We start from the raw sequence: 23,507 nt of genomic DNA, 5'->3' as shown, positions 1-23,507 counted from the left end.
GGATCAGACGATCGGCAGCACTTCCTGTTCGAGGCCGGCGGCCCCGTTCACCTCTCCGCGGCGGTGCAGGACGCGAGCCCGAAGAATCAACGGATCGATGTCGCATTCGAGTTGCCAGCAGCCATCGAGCCGGTCGCGCTGCTGATCGAGGGGGCTGCTGAAGAAACGACGCTGGGCCATGGCGATGGGCGGGACCCGATCCCGATGGAGCTGATGGCCGGACGGTAGAGATGCCACGGCGCAAAGGAATGGTTAAAAAGACTCATCTTCCCGGGAGGTGATATCTCAGCCGTCAGCTTCAACCTCCCGGCCAGGCAGACCACGAACGAGGCCCAAGCCCGCCAGGTTCAACCAAGGCAGTGGCAGCAACAGCTGATCCAGCTGCTGCGGCGCAGGCTCGAGCTCGAGGGCAGCAGCCGCGACCTGCTGGTGTTTGCAGGCCCAGGGGCAGGCAAAACCCTCGGGGCGTTGCTGGGATTCCGCGCCATGCGCGATCAAGGCCGGCTGGACCATTTCCTGGTCTTCTGCCACCGGACCTCAATCCTCAATCAGTGGAAATCCGCCGCAGCGCGTCTTGGCTTGCGGCTGGAGGAGTGGCCCTGCCCGCCGGAGCGAAGCCAAGACGCTGATGGCTTGCTGGTGACCTATCAGGGGGCCGGTCGCCAGCGCGAGGCTCTGGGGGCACGGCTCGAGCAATGGGGCCTGAGCGCCTGCATGGCGATCGCCGATGAGGCCCACCATCTCGGCGTTGATCCCGACGAGCTGGATGCCGCCGCCTGGGGGCAAACCTTTCTGGAGCTGACCGGCAGCGTGCGGCTGCGCCTGGGGCTCACGGGCACCCCCTTTCGTGCCGACAACCTGGCGTTCTGCGCCGCCCGGCGCATGCTTGTGCGGCTCGATGACGGCGGTTGGGTTGAGCAGATCCGACCGGATCTCTGCGTTGAACCCAGGGACTTGATCGCCGCAGGGGATGTGCGCCCCCTGGAGTTCCGTTTCCAGGACGGCTGGGTGGAACACAGCCGCGAAGGACACCCGGACCGCGACGTTTCCCCCCTCTCGGCGGAGCAACGGGAAAGCTGGCGCGCGCGCAACCTGCGACGCGCCATCCGCCTGGCCGACAGCAGCAGCATTGGCCAGCAGGTGCTGCTGCGCGCCCAGCAGAAGCTGAACCAGTTGCTTGAGCAACAGCCGCAGGCTGCTGGTCTTGTCATCGCCCGCGACATCAGCCATGCCGAAGCCATCAGCCGGGTGTTGATGGACGACGGCAACCGGGTGGAGTTGATCCATTCCCAGAGCCCCCAAGCAACGGAGCGCTTGAACGCCTTCCAAAGCGGTGACGCCGATTGGCTGGTGAGCATCGACATGTGCGCGGAGGGCTTTGATGCGCCACGTCTGCGGGTGGTGGCCTATCTGACCACCGTGGTGACCCGGAGCCGTTTTGTGCAGGGCATCACCCGGGCTGTGCGGATGACGCCGGAACTGGCCGCCCGTGAAGCCATTCCCAGGGAAGCCTCCTACGTGTTTGCTCCAGCAGACCCACTGCTGATGGACTACGCCCGCTCATGGTCTGTGGCTGAGCCCTACGTGCTGCGTCCTCAGGAGCAGGTGGCCGAAGACGAGCAGCCGGGGGTTGGCGCCTGGCGCGGACCGAGCCTTCCCCTGGAAGCAGTGGAGGACGGAGCCGGCGCTGTGATCCGGCTGAAAACGCCCGAATTACCCGCTTTTTTGCAGCGCTGAGCACAGCATTGGCCAGAGGAAAATGCGAATTTGTGCAAATGGACGGCCGAAAGGGACCCCCGATCCGCCAACCTGATCAACATCGAGGAGACAGTCATGGACGCCGCAATGGAACGCCGGATCGTCGTTGCAACGGGCTGGGCATCCACGCGCATTGCAGTCCTGGACAAGGAAGAGCGCTATGAAGACAGTTATGCAATAACGCAAGAATTCTGCGAATGGATCACATGCATCGGCGAAAACGTGGAGATGCTTGAGGCCAATGTTTTGGCGGTCCCGCGCAACCCGAGCAAACGGCGTCCGATTCACGACCCCAGCTCCAACGACTCACAAGTTGAAATCTGAAGGCTTCCTTAAGTTCTTCTAAACCTCATTCATTCATTTCCCAGCCCTTGCTCACGCCAGCTTCCAGCAGGGATTTAGATTTTACTCATAGTCAGTTCGCTTAAGCGGTGGGTCAAGCCGGTACGGATCACATCGAAAACCTGGTCATTGTTGGGTCAGGGCCAGCCGGGTATACAGCCGCCATCTACGCAGCACGGGCCAACCTCCAACCGCTGCTGATCACTGGGTTCCAACGCGGTGGCATCCCCGGAGGCCAGCTTATGACCACCACCCATGTGGAAAATTTTCCGGGCTTCCCTGATGGTGTGCTCGGGCCCGACCTGATGGACCTGATGAAATCCCAGGCGGTGCGTTGGGGCACCCACCTGCTGGAAGCAGATGCCGACAGCATTGATCTGAGCTCCAAGCCCTACCGCATTGAGGTCGAGGGGCAGACCATCCGCACCCACGCCCTGGTGATCGCCACCGGCGCCAGTGCCAACCGCCTCCAACTTCCCTCAGAGCAAACCTTCTGGAGCAAAGGCATCAGCGCCTGTGCGATCTGTGACGGCGCCACACCGCAGTTCCGCAATGAAGAACTCGCCGTGGTGGGCGGCGGCGACTCCGCCTGCGAGGAAGCGGTGTACCTCACCAAGTACGGAAGCCATGTGCATCTGGTGGTGCGCTCCGACAAACTCCGCGCCAGTGCCGCCATGGCTGATCGGGTGTTGGCCAACGACGCGATCACGGTGCACTGGAACAGCGAAATCGAGGACGTAAGCGGGGACGACTGGATGCAGTCGATGACCCTGCGCAATCGCATCGAGGCCAGTTCATCCACCATCGCCGTTAAGGGGCTCTTTTATGCCATCGGCCACACCCCCAACACCGATCTGCTTCAGGGGCAAATCGATCTGGACGACAAGGGTTACCTGACAACGCAACCCGGACGACCGGAAACGTCCATGGAAGGCGTTTTCGCGGCCGGCGATGTGGCCGATGCCGAATGGCGACAGGGCATCACCGCAGCTGGCAGCGGCTGCAAGGCGGCCTTGGCAGCGGAGCGCTGGCTGAGTCACCACAACCTGGCTACCCGGATGCAGCGTGAGCAGGTGGAGCCAGCGGTGGCGGAACGCCCGGTGAATGTGGATGTGACCACGGAAGCCACCTACGACCCCCAAGGGCTGTGGCAGAAAGGAAGTTTTGCCCTGCGCAAGCTGTATCACGACAGCGCCAAGCCGCTGCTGGTGATTTACACCTCACCGAGCTGCGGCCCTTGCCACGTGCTGAAACCCCAGTTGCAGCGAGTGATTCAAGAACTGGATGGATCCGCCCAAGCCGTTGTGATCGACATCGAAGCCGATCAGGAGATCGCTGAACAGGCCGGAGTGAACGGCACGCCCACGGTGCAACTGTTCCACAACAAGGCCATGGTGAAGCAGTGGCGCGGCGTGAAACAGCGCAGTGAATTCAAAGCTGCGATTGAAGCTTGCCTTCAGGCTGCCGCCTGAGGGCGACAGCCCTAAGCGACGGCCCTCAGCGGCGGCGCGGTCCGCCGGGGCGGTTACCGCCGGGACGACCGCCAGGAGCACCGGCATTGCGCTCGCGGTAGGTGATGCGGCCGCGGGTGAGGTCGTAGGGGCTGATCTCCACCAGCACCTTGTCACCCGCGAGCAATTTGATCCGGAACTTGGTGAGCTTTCCAGCGGCTCTGCAGAGGCATTGGTGGCCAGCAGGCTGCTCGAGGGTGACCAGATAGAACCCGTTGCCCTGTTCCTTCTCGATCACGCCCGAGGTTTCGATCATGCGCTGGTGGCCAGTTCAGTCTTGCTCCAGCCAGTTTAGAAGGCCACTTGCACCCCGCAGAGACAACACAGCCCTTAGGCTCCAACGCCGACACACATCCCCCTGCCGTGATTCTCCCCCCGTTGAGCCTGGATCTCGGCCTGCTGTTGATCTCCATTGGCGTGGTCAACCTGTGGAGGATGCGGGAAAACGCAAGCTGACTTGACGACGCTGCTGCTGAACAAGCCCTACGGGGTTTTGAGTCAATTCACGCCGGAGGAAGGAAGCCGCTGGCGTTGCCTGAGCGACTTTGTTGATGTGCCCCAGGTGTATGCCGCGGGCCGGCTCGATGCCGACAGCGAGGGGCTGCTGATCCTCACCAGCAACGGCCGTCTGCAACAGCGCATCACCGACCCTCGCTTTGGCCATTGGCGCAGCTACTGGGCCCAGGTGGAAGGAATGCCCAACGCCAATCAACTGCAACAGCTCTGCGATGGGGTTGTGATTCAGGGGCGCCGGACCTTGCCAGCCAAGGCGCGCTGGCTTCAGGGCCAAGACCAACCGCAGTTGGCCGAACGAACACCTCCGATTCGTTATCGCGCTGCGATTCCCAGCAGTTGGTTGCAGCTGTCCCTCACCGAGGGGCGCAACCGGCAGGTGCGCCGGATGACGGCGGCTGTTGGCCTGCCGACGTTGCGTCTGGTGCGCTGCTGCATCGATCTGATGGACAACGGACCACCACTGGACCTCACGGGCCTTCAACCCGGCAGTTGGCGAGTGGTGACTGCAGCTGAACAGGAACGGCTCAACCGCCTGATCAACAGCAGCTCGAGCGCTGGTGCTCAGCGGGGAGGACATCGGAGGGGAGGGAACCGACGAGGGTGACCGCCCGGAATTCAATGCCCTCCACCACACGCCAGGGCTGCTCACTGCGATCGGCGTAGCGAACCTGCTCAAAACCAAGAGCTTCGAAGTCCTCGAGGAAGGCCTGCTCCTGCCAGGCGCCGCTGATGCAGCCACTCCAGAGATCAGGGTCCTGCTGCAAATGCAGGGGCACCACCTGATCGCAAACAATGTCGCTGATGGCAACGCGACCACCGGGGGCCAGGACCCGGCGAATGTTGGCCAGGAGCCTGTCGCGTGCTGATGGGTTCACCAGGTTGAGCACACAGTTGCTCAGCACCACATCGATCGAACCGTCAGCGATGAGAGGTTCACCCGTGGCCGTGGGGGCATCCAGGGCTTCGATGGCCCCATCAACAAAACGGACGTTGTCGAAGCCCACGGCTGAAGCAACAACCGGGATCGCTTGACGCGACAAGGCCAGCATGTCGGCGTTGCGGTCCACACCGGTTACGCGACCGGATGCACCGACAATTTGGCTGCAGATGAAGGCGTTTTTGCCGCTGCCGCTGCCCAGGTCGAGCACGCGATCCCCCTGCTTCACCCAGCGGGTGGGGTCACCACAGCCGTAATCCCGTTCAACGACAGCATCAGGAATCACCTTGAGCAGGGCAGGGTCGAAGCCGACCGGGGTGCAAAGGCAGGCTTCCTGCTCTTGGGCAGCAGCCCCATAACGCGCTTCCACAGCCTGGGTTTGGTCCAGCGACTGGGGCACTGGGGACGAACAACACGGTTCCGCCATCAGCCGATTGCCTCCTGCAGCTCACGCACCACATTCCACTGGCCGTACCAGTAGTTGGCCTCAGCCCGTCGATCGGGGTCCTCCACACCATCCACCGCATCGGGGCCCACCGACTTCCACAGCTCATGGCCACAGACGCGGTTGAGGCCTTGTTCCGCCTCATCGGACAACAACTGCAGACGCCGCTGCAGATTTTTGAGCTGAGCGACAGCCATCAGAACAGGATCAATTGAGGCGATAGTACAAAAGAACCAAGAGTGATCAAGGTTCAGAAGGGCAGCTTTTTCTTCGCGTCCTTGTCGAGATCAGCTTCCATCTCGCGCAGGCGCTTCAGGATCGTGTCGTAGTACTCGCCGATGTAGCCCTCCATGTCCGTGGTCTCCGAGGCCTCAAGACCGAAGGCGGCGTAGCTGTTCTGCATGGGGGCATCCAGGGTCTGACCGCTGCCGGTGACCTCAGCAAAAGCCAAACGCTCCGCCACATTGACGGCGGGTTCAAAGAAGGACGCCACCCCCTGCATCAGGTTCATCAGGAATGGCTGCACACGAAACACGCGGGCTGTCTTGCCACTGCAACGTTCACAGAGCTGAACCAGTTCGCCGGTGTTCCAGGCCTTGGGGCCAACAACGGGGTAGGTGCCACGCACGGTTTCCTCTCGCTCGAGCGCCGCGACGGCGAAGCGGGCCATGTCCTGGGTATTCATGTAGGCAATGGCCGTGGGGCTGCCACTGACCCACACGGTCTGGCTCTCCAGAACGGGAATGGCGAACTGACTGATCACCCCCTGCATGAAGGCGGCACCTTGCAGGATCGTGTAGTCGAAATCAGACGACTCCAGCAGCTTCTCGGTGCAGGCCTTGATGTCCATCAAGGGAACCTGCCGGTGCTGATGCGCACCCAGCAGTGAGAGAAAGACAAAACGCTTCACCTCTGCGCGCTCACAGGCACGAAGCAAATTGAGCTTCCCGTCCCAATCCGTTTCGTAAATGCTGCGGGGGTCGTTGGGGCGACTGGTGGATGCATCGATTACGGCATCCATGCCCTCAAGGGCGTAATCGAGGCTGTCGGGCTCCAACAGGTCACCCCGGGTCAGCTCACAACCCCATTCCTGCAGAAAGGCAGCCTTGCGAGGGGTCCGCACCATGCAGCGCACCTGGTGGCCGGCGTCAAGGGCACGACGGGCGACCTGTCGTCCCAGGGTGCCGGTGCCACCCACCACAAGCACTTGCATCGGCGCCTTCATCACGAAGGGTGGAGCTTAATGGCCCCAGTACCAAAGCGACTGCTTCAGTCGTCGCCCTGCAGTTTCAGGAGCAGAGCACCACCAGCGAGGCCGACGGGAATCAATACCCAGAAGATCGCAGCAGTTCCAAAAATCTCAGCAGCCATGGTCTGGGCAAAGCGATCACCCGCCCATTTAAATCCCTTCCCCCCGCAGGCTGGCGCAGATCTGTAACAGCTGCGGTAATTCCGCATCAGTTCGCACCTGGCCCGGCATGACGCCACTGGCACTGGCGCGATAGCCCGCCGCCTGGAGCGCCTGCACCAATGGCCCCAGAGCTGGTGGTCCACCGCTGCCCAGCCGTCGAGCCAGCTCATCAGTGGGCCAAACCGTGGGGCGATCACCGGGATCCGCCTGCAGGCGCTGCATCAATCGAAGGGTGGCAGGGCTGATCTGCTGACGCCCCAGCTGTTGAGCCTCGGCAATCAGCTGCTGCAACAACTGCGGCTCCTGCAAAGGACCGATCCACAGCGGGCCGCTGATGCTCCAGCGCCCCCGCCCAGCCACGCAATCACAGGCGGGCCAACCGCTGAGCTTGAGCAGGGGCTGCACCCGCTGGGCTCCGCAGCGTTCGCAACGGGCCACCAGCCCCAGCTTCTGTTCATCGCCCGCAGGGATCTGACGCCGCAGGCGCAGGGCGAGGCGAAAGGTGCGGCCTTCACTGAAGCTGAACAGCGGCTGCAGTCCGCGGCCCAGCATCCAGGCCTGCCGCGCCACCAGCCCGATCTGCTGCCGCAGGGCCATTTCCCAGCTGGAGGGATGGGCTCGAGCGGCAGCCCCAAGGGTTCTGATGGCGCCTGGCCGGTCGTGGCCGGTGGGGGAGCGACCATCCGTGGAGGCCAGAAACAACACGCCCTCGAAGCGCAGAGACTGAAGGGCAGGTTGAATCAGAGGCCCAGGAGCACCAAAGGCATCAAGGTCGATGAAATCGAACCAGTGGCGCTCAACAATCGAGCGGTGCAGCAGCAGGTCTGCAGCCTCAGCCGTGAGCCGGTTTGAACACCCGAGTCCCGCCGCATTGGCCTGGATCAGCGGCAGCCGGTCGGGATCCCCATCGTTGATCCAGAGCTCCGTTTCAACGGCCGGGTTGGCCAGCGCCTCCAACCCCCAGCGCAGGGCCCTGATCCCGCAACCGGCCATGAGATCCAGCCAGCGCAGGGGCCGCGTGGCGTTGAGGCTCTGGTGACGGGCCAGCAACACCGAAAGGTCCCGGGCCGGACGCGACTCAGGCCTGAAAAAGCCTGGGCCAAGGCTGAGCTCAGCCAAACCTTCGCGATAGTGATGATCGGTTGAGGTCAGAAGGGTGCCGCCTGCTGCTGTCCAGACTGCCGAGTGGGGTGTCCAGAGCACCTGGCAGTGGAGGGGCTGGCCCTGCCACTGGCGGGTCAGCGGCCCTGAAGGGAGCCCTGCCCTGCTGCTGTTGCACGGGTTCGGCGCCGCCAGCGGACACTGGCGCCACTGCGCGCCGCGCCTGGCTGACCAGGGCTGGCGGGTCTACAGCCTGGATCTGCTGGGTTTCGGCCAATCCGCCCAGCCGGCGCGGCCGATGGACAACCGGCTCTGGGCCCTACAGGTGTGCGCCTTCCTCGATCAGGTGGTGCAAGAGCCAGCAGTGGTGATCGGCAATTCCCTGGGGGGTCTGACCGCACTCACCGCGGCGGTGCTGGCGCCGAAACGGGTGCGGGCGGTGGTCGCCGCGCCCCTGCCGGACCCTGCCCTGATTCAACCGTTGCCGAAACGACGGGCGCCCTGGCGGCGGCGTTGGCAACGGCGCCTGCTCGCCCTAGTGCTGCACGTGCTCCCGCTTGAACTTGTGGTGCCCTTGATCGTGCGCACGGGCCTGCTCAAAGCCGGACTTCAGGGGGCCTACTGGCAGTCAATCCAATCCGACCCGGAGCTGCTGCAGCTGATCGCCCGTCCGGCCCGGCGCCCTACAGCAGCCCGGGCCCTGCGGGGCATGAGCCTGGGCATGGCCAACCGTCCCCGAGGCGCCACCGCCCCAGCCCTGCTCGAGCAACTGCGGGTGCCCATGCTGCTGATCTGGGGCCGTCAGGATCGGTTTGTGCCCCTGGCCATCGGGGAATCCGTGGCCGCCAGCCACCCAGAACTCGAGCTGAGGGTGCTGGATCGCTGCGGCCACTGCCCCCATGACGAAGCGCCTGATCGCTTCCTGGCTGTGTTGTTGCCCTGGCTGGACCGTAACTTGGGAGGACCAGACCGGCAGGGGACGACCAGCGGCGATGAAACACACCCTTTCGGTGGTGGTTGAAGACGAATCCGGCGCACTCAGCCGGATCGCAGGACTCTTCGCCCGACGCGGCTTCAACATCGACAGCCTGGCTGTCGGCCCAGCGGAGGCCGAAGGGCAATCGCGCCTGACGATGGTTGTTGAGGGCGACGACCAGACGCTCCAGCAGATGACCAAACAGCTGGACAAGCTGGTGAATGTGCTTCAGGTGCTCGACCTGACCCAGCGCCCGGCCGTGGAACGGGAGCTGATGCTGCTCAAAGTCTCAGCACCGGCAGCATCCCGGGGCGCCGTGATCGAACTCGTTCAGGTGTTCAGGGCCAAGGTTGTGGACGTGGCCGATGAAGCCTTGACCCTGGAAGTGGTGGGGGATCCCGGAAAGCTGGTGGCCCTTGAACGGTTGATGGCCCCCTTCGGCATTCTCGAGATCGCCCGCACCGGCAAGGTGGCCCTGGAGCGGGCCTCAGGCGTGAACACCGAAATGCTCAAGGTGTCACCCAGCCAAAGCCGGGTGCCGGCCTGAGTTACTGCGTGATCGCAGCCTTGGTGATGCGATCTCCTTGCTGGATCGCATCCACCACCTCCATGCCATCCACCACACGGCCGAAGACGGCGTAACGACCGTCGAGTTCCGGCAAGGGACGCAAGGCCACATAGAACTGGGCGCTGGCGGAGTCAGGAGCCTGGGAGCGGGCCATGGCCACCGCGCCACGCTCATGGGTCAACTCCAGGCCATCAAGTTCTGCCGGATTGGTGCTGACCCTGCTGTAGCGGGGCTGCGGCTCGGATCGGAACTTGATCTCAAGCGGGATCATCCGCGCCTGGCCGTTGTCGGGATCGACAAAACTGCCGGTACCGAGCTGCCCCAGGGGAACTGATCGATCACTGGATTGCGGATCGCCCCCCTGAACAACAAAGGGAACGGGCTCGCGAACAACGCGGTGGAACATGGTGCCGTCGTAGGTGCCGCGCCGCACAAGATCGATGAAATTGCCGGAGGTGAGGGGAGCGGCATCGCCGTTCACTTCAATCGTGAACTCGCCCTGGCTCGTCTGCATGGTGACGGTGGCCAGGCCCTGCAGGCAGGCCGCCTGAGCATCAGCACAACCGGTCACCACCGAAGCGCGCGGGGAAGGGCTGCAACTCACCAACAACGGGATGAGCAGCAGCAGCGCCCAGGAACGAAGACGACGCATCGGATCAAAGGCCCTCAAGGTTGACGCCAAGGAAGCGGGCCAGTTCAGCACCGTCCTTCTCCAACTGAGCCAGAGGAAGCGGTTCTCCAACGCGGGTGAGCGGCATGTCACGGCGTCCCTGGATTCTCAGGGCGACGCGGCGACGCGCATTGAAGCCATCGCGAACCTCCACCTTCACCGCCTTGACGTCTTTAAGCGGAATTTCCACCAGAACGGGTTTGCGGAAACCACGACGGCTGATGGTCACCACGCCGGCATCTTTATCGAAGCGATTGCTGCCGCCGCCAACGTTCACGGCGATCACATACCAGAGGTAGGTGGCCAGCAACGCCGCAGCCAGGCTGTACAAGCCCATCACCAGTCCCTGGGGCACGAACACCAGCGCAGCGGGGTGCCCCAAGGGGAGCAGGTCGCGACCGAGGTAGCTCGAGAGCGAAGCCAGAAGGAAGCCCACGCCCCCAATCGTGACGGCCGAAGCCACCAGAAAATTCGACAGACGACGGGAGCCGAGCACGGGTTGCTCGAGCACTGCTGCGGACATGACCCAGCCAGAACGAAGCGCCATTGTGACCGCAGAAAGGCCCCGACGACGAAATAGGAAAAAATCCCTAAGAAACAGAGCGATACAGGGCGTTTCAGCTCACGCAAATCAGCCCCGCAGGTCGCGTGAAGATTGTTAAGGTCGCGGCGTATCCCACAGCCTGCGGCTTTCCGCACCGTTCACCTCTCATGACGATCGCTGTAGGACGCGCGCCACAGCGGGGATGGTTTGACGTCCTCGATGACTGGCTCAAGCGCGACCGCTTCGTTTTTGTCGGCTGGTCCGGCATCCTTCTTCTCCCAACGGCCTACCTGGCCATCGGTGGCTGGCTGACAGGCACCACCTTTGTCACCTCCTGGTACACCCACGGCATTGCCTCCTCGTACTTGGAAGGTTGCAACTTCCTGACCGCCGCTGTGTCCACCCCCGCTGATGCGATGGGTCACAGCCTGCTGCTGCTCTGGGGCCCTGAAGCCCAGGGCGACTTCGTTCGCTGGTGTCAGCTCGGCGGCCTCTGGGCCTTCGTGGCCCTGCACGGCGCCTTCGCACTGATCGGCTTCATGCTCCGTCAGTTCGAAATCGCTCGTCTGGTGGGCATCCGCCCTTACAACGCCATCGCCTTCTCCGGTCCGATTGCGGTGTTCGTCAGCGTCTTCCTGATGTACCCCCTCGGCCAGAGCAGCTGGTTCTTCGCGCCCTCCTTCGGTGTGGCTGCGATCTTCCGCTTCCTCCTCTTCCTCCAGGGCTTCCACAACTGGACCCTGAACCCCTTCCACATGATGGGCGTCGCCGGCATCCTCGGCGGTGCACTCCTCTGCGCCATTCACGGCGCCACCGTGGAAAACACCCTGTTTGAGGACGGTGAGCAGGCCAACACCTTCAAGGCGTTCGAGCCCACCCAGGAAGAAGAGACCTATTCCATGGTCACCGCCAACCGCTTCTGGAGTCAGATCTTCGGTATCGCCTTCTCCAACAAGCGCTGGCTGCACTTCTTCATGTTGTTCGTGCCTGTGATGGGCCTGTGGACCAGCTCCATCGGCATCATCGGCCTGGCCCTCAACCTGCGCGCCTATGACTTCGTGTCACAGGAAATCCGAGCTGCAGAAGATCCCGAATTCGAGACCTTCTACACCAAGAACATCCTTCTGAATGAAGGTCTGCGTGCCTGGATGGCACCGGCTGACCAGCCGCACGAAAACTTCGTCTTCCCTGAAGAGGTTCTGCCCCGTGGTAACGCTCTCTAATCCCGGTCTTGGCGCCACTGGCGGCAAAGACCTTCCCTCCACCGGGTATGCCTGGTGGTCCGGCAACGCCCGCCTGATCAACCTGTCCGGCCGTCTGCTTGGTGCCCACGTGGCCCACGCTGGTCTGATGGTCTTCTGGGCCGGCGCAATGATGCTGTTCGAGGTGAGCCACTTCACCTTCGACAAGCCCATGTACGAGCAGGGCTTCATCTGCATGCCCCACGTCGCCACCCTTGGCTACGGCGTGGGCCCCGGCGGTGAGGTCACTGATCTCTTCCCCTTTTTCGTGGTCGGTGTCCTGCACCTGATCAGCTCCGCCGTGCTCGGCCTCGGCGGCCTTTATCACGCCCTGCGTGGTCCGGAGATCCTGGAGAACTATTCCTCCTTCTTCTCCCAGGACTGGCGTGACAAGAATCAGATGACTAACATCATCGGTTATCACCTCATCCTTCTGGGCGTCGGCTGCCTGCTGCTGGTCTTCAAGGCCATGTTCTTCGGCGGCGTCTATGACACCTGGGCCCCCGGCGGCGGTGACGTCCGCATGATCACTAACCCGACCCTCGATCCGGGCGTGATCTTCGGTTACCTGTTCCGCGCTCCCTTCGGTGGCGAGGGCTGGATCATCGGTGTGAACTCCATGGAAGACATCATCGGTGGCCACATCTGGCTGGGTCTGACCCTGATCTTCGGTGGCATCTGGCACGCCATCACCAAGCCTTTCGGCTGGGTGCGTCGCGCATTCATCTGGAACGGTGAGGCCTACCTGAGCTACAGCCTTGGCGCTCTGAGCTTCATGAGCTTCATCGCTTCGGCCTACATCTGGTTCAACAACACCGCTTATCCCTCCGAGTTCTGGGGCCCCACCAACGCTGAGGCATCCCAGGCTCAGAGCTTCACCTTCCTGGTGCGTGACCAGCGCCTTGGCGCCAACATCGGTTCCGCCATGGGCCCCACCGGCCTTGGTAAGTACCTGATGCGCTCACCCACCGGTGAAATCATCTTCGGCGGTGAAACCATGCGCTTCTGGGACTTCCGTGGTCCCTGGTTGGAGCCCCTGCGTGGCCCCAACGGTCTCAGCCTCGACAAGCTGCAGAACGACATTCAGCCCTGGCAAGTGCGCCGTGCGGCTGAGTACATGACCCACGCTCCCAACGCCTCGATCAACTCCGTGGGCGGCATCATCACCGAGCCCAACTCGGTGAACTACGTGAACCTCCGCCAGTGGCTGGGTGCAACGCAGTTCGTGCTCGCCTTCTTCTTCCTGGTTGGTCACCTCTGGCACGCCGGCCGCGCTCGCGCTGCTGCTGCTGGCTTCGAGAAAGGCATCGACCGCAAGGCTGAGCCTGTGCTCGGCATGCCCGACCTCGATTGATCCACCGGTTCAACCCAAACGATCGTCATCAACCCTCGCCATACGGCGGGGGTTTTTTATTGGGATGGGAGAGGCGATTTCTTAGCCTGTCCGAATCGATGGATCGTCCGTGAACACAGGCCTGAACACCCGGGTGATCCACCACGGCGACAGCTTTGCGGGAGACACCGGCACGGTGATGCCGCCGATCTTCCCCACCAGCACCTTTGCCCATGGCAACGCTGGCGGATTTGATTACACCCGTTCCGGCAACCCCAACTTCCGCATCCTTGATGGGGTGCTCGCTTCGGTTGAAGGTTGCGCCCACGCCACCGTCTTCGCCTCCGGCGTCAGCGCCATCACCGCCGTGGTCTCCCAGCTGAAGCAGGGCGATCTGGTGCTCTGCGAAGAGAACCTCTACGGCTGCACCGTGAGGCTGTTCGAGCAGGTGTTTGCCAAGTTCGGCCTGAAAACCGCGTGGGTGGACTTCACCCAGCCGGCCGCACTGGAGCAGATCCAAGCCCAGAAGCCGGCGATGGTGTGGCTGGAGAGCCCGACCAACCCTCTGCTCAAGGTGATCGACCTGGAAGCGGTCTGCGCCATCACCCAACCCCTCGGCATCCCCGTGGTGGTGGACAACACCTTCGCCACCGCCCTGGTGCAGCGCCCCCTGGAGCTGGGCGCCACCCTCTCACTTACCAGCACAACCAAGTACATCAACGGCCACTCCGATGCCCTCGGGGGAGCCGTGTGCACCAACGATCCCGAGTGGCACCAGAAGATGGTGTTCTCCCAGAAGGCCCTGGGGCTGCAGCCCTCCCCCTTTGATTGCTGGCTGATCACGCGGGGCATCAAGACCCTGCCGCTGCGGCTCAAGCAGCAGATGGCCAATGCCGCAGCGCTGGCCGATCAGCTGGCGGGGCACGCCAAGGTGAACTGGGTGCGTTACCCCCACCGCAGTGATCACCCCCAGCATCAGGTGGCAACCCGTCAGATGCGTGCCGGTGGCGCGATCGTGACGGTGAGCTTCAACGCCAGCCAGGAGCAGACCTATGCCCTCTGCAAACAACTGCGCTGGTTCACCATGGCCGAAAGCCTTGGCGGCATCGAAAGCCTGATTTGTCACCCCGCCACCATGACCCACGCGGCGGTATCCGCCGAGGTGAAGGCCAAGCTGGGCATCGACGATGGCCTGGTGCGCTTCTCGGTGGGCTGCGAAGACCTCGCCGATCTGCAGGCCGATCTGGACCAGGCCCTGGAGCTGCTGGCGTGAGTCCCCGCAATCTGCTCAACGATCCGGCCTGGCAGGGCTCTGATCTCGGCCATCCCTTACCCGACTCCCCCCATGCGGTGTCTGTGGCGCTGCCGCGCTGGCGCGATGTGGTCGCCTACGAGGAGAAGGATCCGGCCTGCCGCGATGCCCTGCAGACGATCTATCCCCGCTTCGGCCTGCATCCGCTGATCCGACAACTGGTTCAGCCTTCGGAACTTGCAGGCACCACGGTCTGGCCCTATCCCACCGAGGCGGCAGCCCAGGCAGCCCTGGCCCACTGCCAACGCAAGGCACCGGAGAGCCGCTCGGAGCTGATCGCCATTGCTGGGGTGACCTGCCTGCGCAGTGATGCAGCGGCGAGCCCCCATGCCAAAGCGTTCTGGCAGCACACCGGCCTGGGCCTCTCCTCCCGTCAGGCCGCCATCGCCCTAGGGAAGGAGACGGCCCCCAGCAGCACATCCGGCGACGCTGCCCGCGAGGGAATTCGAAAGCGCCTGGCTGGCATCCATGGCGTCGACGCCCAGCAGATCAGCCTGCATCCAGCGGGAATGGCCGGCCTGTATGCGGCACTCAGCGCCATCCAGACGCTGCGGCCAGGGAAGCCCACGCTGCAGCTGGGCTTCCCCTATGTGGATGTGCTGAAGCAGCCGCAGGTGGTGTTTCACGGTGGCGAGCTGTTGCAACCGCAAAGCCTCGCCGAGGTGGAAGCGGCCCTGGATCAGCTCCAGCCGGCGGCCGTGATTGTGGAGCTGCCCAGCAATCCGCTGCTGCGCTGCATGGATCTGCCGGGCGTGTCGGCCCTGGCCCGCAGCCGCGGGATTCCACTGATTGCCGATGACACGATCGGCACCGGCATCAACCTCAATGCCCTGCCTTATGCCGATCTGATTTTCACCTCACTCACCAAGAGCTTCGCCGGCCGCGGTGATGTGATGGCGGGCAGTGTGCTGGTGAGCCCGCAGTCGCCCTGGGCAGCCTCCCTGCTGGCGGCGGTTCCAGCCATCGCCCCGCTCAGCGATGCCGATGCCATCGCCCTGGAGATCGCCAGCCGGGATGTGCTTCAGCGGGTGCCGCAACTCGATGCGAACGCCCTGCTTCTGGCGGAAAGGCTCGAAGCCCATCCGGCCGTGAAGCGGGTGCTGCATCCGAAGAGCTGCTCCAACTTCCGCGCCTTGATGCGCAGCGGAGCTGGCCACGGCTGCCTGCTCTCCTTTGAACTGAAGGGAGGCCAAGAGCATTCGCAGCGGGTTTACGACGCACTTCGGATCAGCAAAGGCCCCAGCCTTGGCACCGATTTCAGCCTGGTGTGCCCTTACACCCAGCTGGCCCACTACGACGAACTGAGCTGGGCAGAGCAATGCGGCGTGCCGGCTGATCTGCTCCGGGTGTCCGTCGGCCTGGAAGACCCCGAGGCGCTGTGGATGCGATTTGAGCAAGCGTTTGCTGACCAATAGACCGGTGAGACTCTGAAAAAGCCCTTAACAACTGGGTGAGGAGAGGCTTTTGATCATTAGTTTGTTTTCTTCGGGCCCCCTCTACAGCAGCTCCATGTCCCGCATTTACGACGACAACAGCCAGGCCATCGGCAACACCCCGCTGGTCAAGCTGAACAACGTCACCAAAAACTGCAAGGCCACTGTGCTGGCCAAGGTTGAGGGGCGCAACCCCGCCTACAGCGTCAAGTGCCGGATCGGCGCCAACATGATCTGGGACGCAGAAAAGAGCGGAAAGCTCACCAAGGGCAAGGTGATTGTTGAGCCCACATCCGGCAACACCGGCATCGCTCTGGCCTTCACGGCCGCAGCCCGGGGTTACAAGCTGATCCTGACGATGCCCGAGTCGATGTCGATCGAGCGGCGTCGGGTCATGGCCGTTCTCGGGGCTGAACTGATCCTCACCGAGGCCGCCAAAGGCATGCCCGGTGCTATCGCCAAAGCCAAGGAAATCGCTGAAAGCGATCCGGCCAAGTACTTCATGCCTGGCCAGTTCGACAATCCCGCCAACCCCGAAATCCACTTCAAGACCACCGGTCCTGAAATCTGGAACGACTGCGATGGCGCCATTGACGTGCTCGTGGCCGGCGTCGGCACCGGTGGCACCATCACCGGCGTCTCCCGCTACATCAAAAATGAAGCGGGCAAGGCGATCGAATCCGTGGCCGTTGAACCGACCAACAGCCCGGTGATCACCCAGACCATGAACGGTGAAGCCGTCAAACCCGGTCCCCACAAAATCCAGGGCATCGGCGCTGGCTTCATCCCCCAGAACCTCGACCTCTCCGTGGTCGACAAGGTGGAGCAGGTGACCAACGAGGAGTCCGTTGCCATGGCCCTACGCCTGGCCCAGGAGGAAGGCCTGCTGGTGGGCATCTCCTGCGGTGCCGCCGCTGCAGCCGCTATTCGTCTGGCCGAGAAAAATGAGTACGCCGGCAAAACCATCGTGGTGGTGCTGCCCGACCTGGCCGAGCGTTACCTCTCCTCGGTGATGTTTGCTGAAGTGCCGACCGGCATCATCGAGCAACCGGTGGCTGTCTGAGCTGGCTCCACCAGAAGCCTTGGCCCCGTCATTGACGGGGCTTTTTTTATGGCCTCACCGTGACCGTTCAAGCCTCAGCGTGGTGATGGGCGGGCCTGGGGCTGCACCGCCGCTGCATCAATCCACATGGCATCGCCATAGGAGAAGAAGCGATAGCTCCTTTCAATCGCTTCGGCGTAGAGCTTCAACAGGGTTTCCCGGCCAATCAGGGCACTCACCAAGAGCAGCAGAGAACTTTTGGGCAGATGAAAGTTGGTGAGCAGGGCTTGAATCACCTTGAACTGATAGCCCGGCTGAATCACCAGATCCACCGGCCCGGTGTAGGGCTTGAGAACACCGCCATGGGCTTGAGCGGCCCCCTCCAGGGCACGAACACTCGTGGTGCCCACCGCAACCACCCGGCCTCGACAAGCCTGCACCGACTCCACCACAGCAGGGCTGACATCCACCCATTCACTGTGCAACTCCAAGGCGGTGAGGTCTTCCGTTTCAACGGGGCGAAAGGTGCCGAGGCCCACATGCAGGGTGATCCGGGCCAGATCCACCCCTTTCTTCTGCAAGCCCGCCAGCAGTTCATCACTGAAATGCAACCCCGCCGTCGGGGCGGCCACCGCACCGGGGCGGTCGGCGTAACGGGTCTGATAGCGCTGGCTGTCGCTGGGGTCGTGCCGTTCGATGTAGGGCGGTAGAGGCACCTCGCCCACGTCATTGAGCAAACCCTCAATGGTTTCGGCATCCCTGCAATCACTGGGGAACTGCACCACCCGTCCACCACTGGCGGGGTCTTCTGCAAGCACCGTCAGGCTGATCGAAGTGCCATCAATCGTGAGGCTGTCGCCGGGCCGCATGCGCTTGGCAGGACGGGCAAGGCAAAGCCAGCGGCCCTCCCCCCGCGGCTCCAGCACCAGCAACTCAGACAGTCCGCCCCCGGAACGACGCACCGCCAGGCGGGCCTTCAACACCCGGGTGTCGTTCACCACCAGCAGATCACCAGGCTGCAGCTGCTCGAGCAGATCCCACACCTGGCCGTGAGCAGCATCCATTGATGGCTCCCCCTGGGGGGGAACCATCAACAAGCGAGCGCTGTGGCGGGGCTCAACCGGTGCCTGAGCGATGCGCTCAGGCGGAAGCGGGTAGTCGTAGCTGCTGAGTTGCAGGTCCCTGGGGTCAGGCACGCGGGCGACCGATCAGAGCGCCAGGCTTTCTGAACGGTTCTCGATCAGATCGGCGAGATCCTTCAGGAATGCGGCACCGTCGGCGCCATAAATCACGCGGTGATCCGCCGTCAGGTTCACCTGCATCTGACGCTTGACGGCGATGGAGCCGTCCTTGTTCGCCACCACCGTGGGGCGTGATGCCGCCACGGCGAGAATGGCTCCGGTGCCTGGGGGAAGGATCGCGTCGAAGCGATCAACACCGAACATGCCGAGGTTGGAAAGGGTGAAGGTGCCCGTGGAATACTCCTCCGGCTGCAGCTGCTTGCTGCGGGAGCGCTTGACCAGATCACCCCACTGACGCGACATCTCATAAAGATCGGTGCGATCGGCATTGCGCAGCACCGGCGTGATCAAGCCACCGTCTTCCATCGCCACGGCGACAGCCACGTTCACGTCGGCTGGATAGGCCATGCCGGCAGCGGTGGTGGCAGCATTCACCTGGGGGTGACGCGCCAGGGTGACGGCCACAGCCTTGGCCAGCAGCGCCGTCATCGTGACGCCCTTGGGCTTCACCTGTTTGTAGAAGGCATCCAGCTTGTCGGTGGTGATGGTGTAACCAACGCGGAAGCAGGGAACCGCAAGGCTCGCCTCCATGTTTTTGTTCACCGCACCCTGGAGGGTGTTGAAGGCCACGGTCTCGCCGGGCCGACCAAAGCTGTTGCCCGCCGGAGCCGACGGGGCCACTGCTGCTGCTGCGCCAGCCGAGGAAGCAGCGGGGGCCGTTCCTTCCGCCACCCGGGGCACGGAGATGGGCTGACCGGAGGCTTGCTCCACGTCTTCGGCCTGAATCCGGCCGTGGGGGCCGCTGCCGCGCACGGTGGCCAGGTCCACACCCATCTGGGAGGCCAGCTTCTTGGCCCGGGGGCTGGCCACGATGCGACCGTCGTTCACCACCGGTGCCGACGGTGCAGGGGCAGCAACAGGTGCCGGGGCGGGGGCAGGAGTCGGAGCTGGGGTCTGAACCGCAGCTTGAGTGGGCGCCGGAGCCGGTGCAGGGGCGGGCGCCGCAGCAGGAGCGCTGGGGGCCTTGGCCTGCGCGTCGGCGATCTCAGCCTCTGTTTCGACAATCAGACCGATGGTTTCGCCCACCGGTGCCGTGCTTCCAGCAGGCATCAGGACCGCTGCGAGGTAGCCGTCCTGGAACGACTCAACGTCCATGTCCGCTTTGTCGGACTCAACGACAAGAACCGACTCGCCCCGAGCCACCTTGTCTCCGGGCTGTTTCAGCCACTCCACGATCTTCCCCTCCGTCATGGTGGAGCTGAGGGCAGGCATGAAGATGTCTGTGGTCGCCAAAACCGTCTCCGGGAGGGCAGATCAGGGGAGTTTACGAGTCAGCAGAGGCCAGCCGATCAGGCTTCCTCAATCGACTGCACAACGCCATCCTTCACAACGATGGCCACCTGCATCTTCTGCACCAGGTTGTCGCCGACCTTTAGCTCACAGCTGCTCTCCAGCTGACCCTGCTCAACGATCTGGTCCATCTCCAGCTCACGCACCTGGGCCTGCTGCTGAAGCAGGTTGCGCTTCTGCTCCTCCAGCTCGGCGCGCTTGGCAGCCACCTGCTGTTGGATCTGCGCCACCTGATCCTGCACGCGGGGATCAAGGGGGTTGGCGCTCTGACGACGCACCTGGTCCACCACGTCCTGACCTTCCTGTTCCAGCTGAGCCAGCTGTTGGTCAGCGGTGGCGATGCCATTGCTGAGCTCGCGCTCTGCTTCTTCTTTCCAGGTGGGCGTCACGACGGCGCGGACGGTGATCGGACGCTTGATCGTCAGGGAGGTGCCGTCGGACATGGGTTCTTGGGAGACGGCCAAAGCGTGTCAGCCCTTGCACGTGGGGTCAATCACCGGACAACCGACCACCCGCAAAGCCTCGTCAGCCGCGGTCAACGTCCGTAAAGGCCATCGATCAACTGCTGATCGCGGCTGGTGATGCGATCACGGCGCTGCTTCAGGGTCTGGGTCAGGAGTCCGTTCTCAATGCTGAAGGGATCCACAAGCACCACCCCGGCCAGCCGTTCATCACCCCGGGAACCCGACCGCTGCTTGAGCAAGCGGTTGCATTCGCGCATCAACAAACGAAGCAGGGCCGGATCACCGGGTTGGCCGCCCAGATCCTGCGCCACGCTCACGCCGGCTTCAGCCGCCCAGGCCACGATCGCCTCAGCACGGGGAACGATCAGGCCACCGAGCTGGCGTTCGTCCTGACCCACCAGCATCACCTGCTCGATCAGGGGGCTGGCCACCAGGGCCTCTTCCAGGGGGCCGGGCTCGATGTTCTCGCCACTGCTCAACACAATCGTGTCCTTGGCCCGTCCGGTGAGAGCCACCGAACCATCCGGCAAGAGCATGCCGAGATCGCCGGTGTCAAACCATCCCGCGGCATCGAGAACCTTGGCGCTGGCCTCGGGTTTGCCGAGGTAGCCCGCCATAACCTGGGGGCCCCGCACCATCACCCGCCCCCGTTGCCGGAAGCCCAGGGGCTGGCCGTTGTCGGGATCGACGATCCGGAATTCGGTCTGGGGCATCGGCAGCCCGGAGCTGCCGCGGATGTTGCGCCAGGGCCTGCGGCAACTCACCACAGGGCTGGTTTCGGTGAGGCCATAGCCCACCAGCAGCTCAATCCCCACGGCTTCAAAAAAGGCATCGATGTGGGGGGCGATAGCACCGCCACCACTGATCGGATAGGCGAGCTGACCGCCACTGAGCTGGCGACGCAGCTTCGGCCAGATCAAGTTCGAGGCCAGGGCATGCAGGGGCCAGCGCAGGGCCGCGCAGCCGCAGGCACGCAGCCGGCCGGCCGCTGACACCGGTTCCAGCAGGAGGTTGCGCGCCGTGCGCACGGCTTTGCGCTGGGCAGCGCTGTTGGCCAACGCCGCCCGCAGCAGGCGCTGCCGGGAGGGGGGGAAGGTCTTGAGCACATCCTCAAATCCAGCCTGAACCGCCTCCCACAGCCGCGGCACGGTGGCCATCGCGATCGGCCGGACCCGCGGCAGATCCTTCTTCAGTTGCTTGATGGTTGTGTAGGTCTGCGTGCAGGCGCAGGAGAGGAAGAAGTAGCTGGCACTGCGCTCGTAGGCATGCCAGATGGGCAACACACTCAGCACCGGAGCACCGGGATCGGGATAGGCCACACAGGCCAGTGAGCTCATCTGATGCAGCAGGTTGGCGTGGGTCAACGGGACCCCTTTGGGTTGGCCGGTCGTACCCGAGGTGTACAGAACAGTGGCCACGGCGTCTCTCCCCCCCGCCGGGGCAACGGGATCAAGGCCGGCCCCTGACGCCAGAAACGCCTCCCAGCCCATGGCGCCCTCGGCAGGCTCCCCTTCCAGCTGAAGCACGAAACGGAGCTGAGCCCTTTGCTCTGGGGGAAGGGCCAGACGACGCCACACATCAGCGTTCTGCACCACCAGGGCCGTCGCCCGGCAATCCGAAAGGATGTAGCGCAGCTCCTCCACCGGGGCCGAGGCACCGCGCACGGCATCAGCGGCACCGGCACGCATCAGGCCCTGATCCGCCACCAGCCAGCGGGGGCTGTTCTCAGCAAACAGAGCCACCACATCGCCATCGTTCACGCCATGGCGCCTGAAGGCGGCGGCAGCGGTGGCGATGCGCTCCGCTAGTTCGCCGAAATTGAAGCGTTCGGGATGCGCCACATGGGGCGCATCGACGGCGGCAATCAGCCCGTGGCGGTCGGCGAGCCAGGGCCACACCGCATCGACCCTCTGCAACTTCTGAACGTGGGCATGACGCTGCAAAGCGTCCGTTTCACGGGTTGTCGGGCTCCAGCTGGCCGTCATCCGAGGCAGGGGTTCAAACAGCTCAGGTCTATCTCGCTTCCTCCTCCCAGACCAGACCGAAACGATGGGCCAGGGCTTGCCGCAGCAACGGCTGCACCTCAGCCGACGTCAGCCCTGGCAACCAGTCCGCAAGCCGCCCGACCGCCCGACCGGTGAGCCCACAGGGGGTGACTCGCTCAAACCCCTGCATCGAGCAATCAACGTTGAGGGCCAGGCCGTGCTGGGTGATCCAGCGGCGACAGCCCACACCGATGGCGGCAACCTTGCGGTTGTCCAACCAGAGGCCGGTCAACCCCGGCAGACGCTGACCCTCCAGGCCCAACTCCGCCAGAACATCCAGAACGACTTGTTCCAACTGACGCAGATACCAGTGCAAATCGGGCGTGCGGCGCTGAAGGTCCAACACCGGGTAGGCCACCAGTTGGCCGGGCAGGTGATGGGTCACCTCCCCGCCCCGATCGATCCGATACAGGGGTGCCGGTGGGTCAGCGGGATCGAAATGCAGGTGCTCCTCGCTGGCACCACGGCCAAGGGTGTAACAGGTCTGGTGCTGCAGGATCCAGACCGCCTCCGGAGCCGATGGATCAGCAAGAAGAGTGCTCTGCCAGCGCTGTTGCGCCGACCAGGCGGCATCTAATCGAACCGGATCACCGGGCTCGAAAAGAAATGCACGCTGGGGGTGGGCCGAATCGTGCGCCGTATCTAATTTGCCGATAACAACCGGCACAGGAGTGAGGCATGAAGTTGCTGATCCATGGTCGCAACCTCGAGATCACGCCGGCGTTGCGGGATTACACCCAAACCAAATTGGAGCGGGCCACATCGCACTTCGGTGATGCTGTGCGCGAGGCAGACGTCCATCTCTCGGTGGCTCGCAATCCCCGGGTGCCGCAGCAGACCGCCGAGGTGACGGTCTTTGCCAACGGCACGGTGATCCGCGCCCAGGAACGCAGTGAAAACCTGTACGCCAGCATCGATCTGGCCGCAGGAAAACTGGCCCGCCAACTGCGTCGCTGGAAGGAACGCCACAGCGATCACCACCACAGCCACGGCCACAGCGCCAGCCACACCCCCAGCACGGATGTGGTCAACGATGCATCCCCCGTTGAATCATCCCTTCTGCAAGGGCGTGAGGCGGAACTGCCGGATCCGGGAGTGCGGCGCAAATATTTCGCCATGCCGCCCATGGGCCTGGAGGAGGCACGCCGCCAACTGGATCTGATCGACCACGACTTTTACCTGTTCCGGGAGAAGGAGAGCAATCAGCTGCAGGTGATCTACCGCCGCAACCACGGTGGGTATGGGGTGATTCAGGCTCGTGAGTGAC

Annotated in this window: 26 protein-coding genes; 12 read left to right on the top strand and 14 right to left on the bottom strand. The window is 63.6% G+C overall.

All coding sequences use genetic code 11. From position 1 onward, the window contains the following. Positions 1 to 3: 3 nt before the first annotated feature. A complete protein-coding gene (locus SynRS9902_RS04275; protein WP_186510690.1) occupies positions 4 to 237 on the bottom strand; it encodes a hypothetical protein in 234 nt (77 codons plus the stop codon). A 144-nt stretch (positions 238 to 381) separates the two neighbouring features. Here SynRS9902_RS04275 and SynRS9902_RS04270 point away from each other — a divergent pair, with 144 nt between their 5' ends. The 3 genes from SynRS9902_RS04270 to trxB all read left to right on the top strand — a co-directional run bounded on the left by SynRS9902_RS04270 (position 382) and on the right by trxB (position 3,572). Next, positions 382 to 1,737 carry a DEAD/DEAH box helicase gene (locus SynRS9902_RS04270; protein ID WP_370586334.1) on the top strand — a complete coding sequence of 452 codons (1,356 nt, stop codon included), beginning with the start codon at positions 382 to 384 and terminating at the stop codon, positions 1,735 to 1,737. 96 nt (positions 1,738 to 1,833) lie between these two features. Then, entirely contained in the window at positions 1,834 to 2,082 is a 249-nt protein-coding gene (locus SynRS9902_RS04265) for a hypothetical protein (protein WP_186493679.1), read from the top strand. Positions 2,083 to 2,189: 107 nt separating this feature from the next. After that, complete coding sequence (gene trxB, locus SynRS9902_RS04260; RefSeq protein ID WP_186510094.1) at positions 2,190 to 3,572, top strand: thioredoxin-disulfide reductase; 1,383 nt, start codon at positions 2,190 to 2,192, stop codon at positions 3,570 to 3,572. Positions 3,573 to 3,597: 25 nt separating this feature from the next. On the opposite strand, the gene infA is transcribed toward trxB, so the two are convergent. Further along, positions 3,598 to 3,867 carry a translation initiation factor IF-1 gene (gene infA / locus SynRS9902_RS04255; RefSeq protein WP_006041809.1) on the bottom strand — a complete coding sequence of 90 codons (270 nt, stop codon included), beginning with the start codon at positions 3,865 to 3,867 and terminating at the stop codon, positions 3,598 to 3,600. A gap of 201 nt (positions 3,868 to 4,068) precedes the next feature. Here infA and SynRS9902_RS04250 point away from each other — a divergent pair, with 201 nt between their 5' ends. Then, positions 4,069 to 4,731, top strand: coding sequence for a pseudouridine synthase (locus tag SynRS9902_RS04250; RefSeq protein ID WP_255446201.1), 663 nt, complete (start codon positions 4,069 to 4,071; stop codon positions 4,729 to 4,731). On the opposite strand, the gene SynRS9902_RS04245 is transcribed toward SynRS9902_RS04250, so the two are convergent. From SynRS9902_RS04245 to SynRS9902_RS04225, 5 genes are read right to left on the bottom strand one after another with little or no spacing between them, the layout of a single operon-like run. Continuing rightward, the gene (locus tag SynRS9902_RS04245) at positions 4,664 to 5,491 is read right to left on the bottom strand and encodes a methyltransferase domain-containing protein (protein ID WP_186510092.1); all 828 of its coding nucleotides are present in this window, start codon (positions 5,489 to 5,491) and stop codon (positions 4,664 to 4,666) included. The two genes, SynRS9902_RS04250 and SynRS9902_RS04245, sit on opposite strands and share 68 nt — an antisense overlap. Then, complete coding sequence (locus SynRS9902_RS04240; protein ID WP_114988609.1) at positions 5,491 to 5,706, bottom strand: hypothetical protein; 216 nt, start codon at positions 5,704 to 5,706, stop codon at positions 5,491 to 5,493. The genes SynRS9902_RS04245 and SynRS9902_RS04240 overlap by 1 nt, the downstream gene beginning before the upstream one ends. A 53-nt stretch (positions 5,707 to 5,759) precedes the next feature. Further along, positions 5,760 to 6,722 (bottom strand): NAD(P)H-binding protein, encoded by a 963-nt coding sequence (locus SynRS9902_RS04235; RefSeq protein ID WP_186510515.1) that lies wholly within the window; start codon positions 6,720 to 6,722, stop codon positions 5,760 to 5,762. Positions 6,723 to 6,778: 56 nt separating this feature from the next. Beyond that, on the bottom strand, positions 6,779 to 6,880 hold the full coding sequence (gene petM, locus SynRS9902_RS04230; protein WP_011364936.1) for a cytochrome b6-f complex subunit PetM: 102 nt from the start codon (positions 6,878 to 6,880) through the stop codon (positions 6,779 to 6,781). Positions 6,881 to 6,908: 28 nt separating this feature from the next. Continuing rightward, positions 6,909 to 8,039 carry a N2,N2-dimethylguanosine tRNA methyltransferase gene (locus SynRS9902_RS04225; protein WP_255446200.1) on the bottom strand — a complete coding sequence of 377 codons (1,131 nt, stop codon included), beginning with the start codon at positions 8,037 to 8,039 and terminating at the stop codon, positions 6,909 to 6,911. A 37-nt stretch (positions 8,040 to 8,076) separates the two neighbouring features. Here SynRS9902_RS04225 and SynRS9902_RS04220 point away from each other — a divergent pair, with 37 nt between their 5' ends. Beyond that, positions 8,077 to 9,042, top strand: coding sequence for an alpha/beta fold hydrolase (locus tag SynRS9902_RS04220; protein WP_186510091.1), 966 nt, complete (start codon positions 8,077 to 8,079; stop codon positions 9,040 to 9,042). Then, positions 9,014 to 9,544 carry an acetolactate synthase small subunit gene (ilvN, locus tag SynRS9902_RS04215; protein WP_011364939.1) on the top strand — a complete coding sequence of 177 codons (531 nt, stop codon included), beginning with the start codon at positions 9,014 to 9,016 and terminating at the stop codon, positions 9,542 to 9,544. Before SynRS9902_RS04220 ends, ilvN begins: the two co-directional genes overlap by 29 nt. A gap of 1 nt (position 9,545) precedes the next feature. Here ilvN and SynRS9902_RS04210 read toward each other — a convergent pair whose 3' ends face one another. Continuing rightward, positions 9,546 to 10,217 carry a peptidylprolyl isomerase gene (locus SynRS9902_RS04210; RefSeq protein WP_186510090.1) on the bottom strand — a complete coding sequence of 224 codons (672 nt, stop codon included), beginning with the start codon at positions 10,215 to 10,217 and terminating at the stop codon, positions 9,546 to 9,548. Positions 10,218 to 10,221: 4 nt separating this feature from the next. After that, positions 10,222 to 10,758 carry a photosystem I assembly protein Ycf4 gene (locus tag SynRS9902_RS04205; protein ID WP_115009215.1) on the bottom strand — a complete coding sequence of 179 codons (537 nt, stop codon included), beginning with the start codon at positions 10,756 to 10,758 and terminating at the stop codon, positions 10,222 to 10,224. Between the two features lie 188 nt (positions 10,759 to 10,946). On the opposite strand from SynRS9902_RS04205, the gene psbD reads away from it, so the two are divergent. The 5 genes from psbD to cysK all read left to right on the top strand — a co-directional run bounded on the left by psbD (position 10,947) and on the right by cysK (position 17,161). Next, a complete protein-coding gene (gene psbD, locus SynRS9902_RS04200; RefSeq protein ID WP_006851499.1) occupies positions 10,947 to 12,002 on the top strand; it encodes a photosystem II D2 protein (photosystem q(a) protein) in 1,056 nt (351 codons plus the stop codon). After that, a complete protein-coding gene (gene psbC / locus SynRS9902_RS04195) occupies positions 11,986 to 13,374 on the top strand; it encodes a photosystem II reaction center protein CP43 (protein WP_011364942.1) in 1,389 nt (462 codons plus the stop codon). Before psbD ends, psbC begins: the two co-directional genes overlap by 17 nt. Before the next feature lie 109 nt (positions 13,375 to 13,483). Next, positions 13,484 to 14,626: a PLP-dependent aspartate aminotransferase family protein gene (locus tag SynRS9902_RS04190; RefSeq protein WP_186510089.1), complete on the top strand. Its 1,143-nt coding sequence runs from the start codon at positions 13,484 to 13,486 to the stop codon at positions 14,624 to 14,626. Continuing rightward, on the top strand, positions 14,623 to 16,080 hold the full coding sequence (locus SynRS9902_RS04185) for a PLP-dependent transferase (RefSeq protein ID WP_186510088.1): 1,458 nt from the start codon (positions 14,623 to 14,625) through the stop codon (positions 16,078 to 16,080). The genes SynRS9902_RS04190 and SynRS9902_RS04185 overlap by 4 nt, the downstream gene beginning before the upstream one ends. A 94-nt stretch (positions 16,081 to 16,174) precedes the next feature. Continuing rightward, positions 16,175 to 17,161: a cysteine synthase A gene (gene cysK, locus SynRS9902_RS04180; RefSeq protein WP_186510087.1), complete on the top strand. Its 987-nt coding sequence runs from the start codon at positions 16,175 to 16,177 to the stop codon at positions 17,159 to 17,161. 74 nt (positions 17,162 to 17,235) lie between these two features. Here the strand turns inward: cysK and queA are convergent, their stop codons facing one another. From queA to lipB, 5 genes are all read right to left on the bottom strand, one after another. Next, complete coding sequence (gene queA / locus SynRS9902_RS04175) at positions 17,236 to 18,336, bottom strand: tRNA preQ1(34) S-adenosylmethionine ribosyltransferase-isomerase QueA (protein WP_186510086.1); 1,101 nt, start codon at positions 18,334 to 18,336, stop codon at positions 17,236 to 17,238. A gap of 12 nt (positions 18,337 to 18,348) precedes the next feature. Continuing rightward, positions 18,349 to 19,674, bottom strand: a complete 1,326-nt coding sequence (locus SynRS9902_RS04170) for a dihydrolipoamide acetyltransferase family protein (RefSeq protein WP_186510085.1) — start codon at positions 19,672 to 19,674, stop codon at positions 18,349 to 18,351. A gap of 56 nt (positions 19,675 to 19,730) precedes the next feature. After that, complete coding sequence (locus tag SynRS9902_RS04165) at positions 19,731 to 20,174, bottom strand: YlqD family protein (protein ID WP_114989554.1); 444 nt, start codon at positions 20,172 to 20,174, stop codon at positions 19,731 to 19,733. 92 nt (positions 20,175 to 20,266) lie between these two features. After that, positions 20,267 to 22,180, bottom strand: a complete 1,914-nt coding sequence (locus SynRS9902_RS04160) for an AMP-binding protein (RefSeq protein ID WP_186510084.1) — start codon at positions 22,178 to 22,180, stop codon at positions 20,267 to 20,269. 28 nt (positions 22,181 to 22,208) lie between these two features. Further along, a complete protein-coding gene (gene lipB / locus SynRS9902_RS04155; protein WP_186510083.1) occupies positions 22,209 to 22,907 on the bottom strand; it encodes a lipoyl(octanoyl) transferase LipB in 699 nt (232 codons plus the stop codon). A gap of 11 nt (positions 22,908 to 22,918) precedes the next feature. On the opposite strand from lipB, the gene hpf reads away from it, so the two are divergent. Then, positions 22,919 to 23,506: a ribosome hibernation-promoting factor, HPF/YfiA family gene (gene hpf, locus SynRS9902_RS04150; protein ID WP_186510082.1), complete on the top strand. Its 588-nt coding sequence runs from the start codon at positions 22,919 to 22,921 to the stop codon at positions 23,504 to 23,506. Position 23,507: the final 1 nt, after the last annotated feature.

The sequence above is a fragment of the Synechococcus sp. RS9902 genome (assembly GCF_014279635.1).
Lineage (GTDB): Bacteria > Cyanobacteriota > Cyanobacteriia > PCC-6307 > Cyanobiaceae > Parasynechococcus.
Note: the sequence above shows the minus strand (reverse complement) of the source record. Positions and strands in the feature narration are given on the sequence as shown.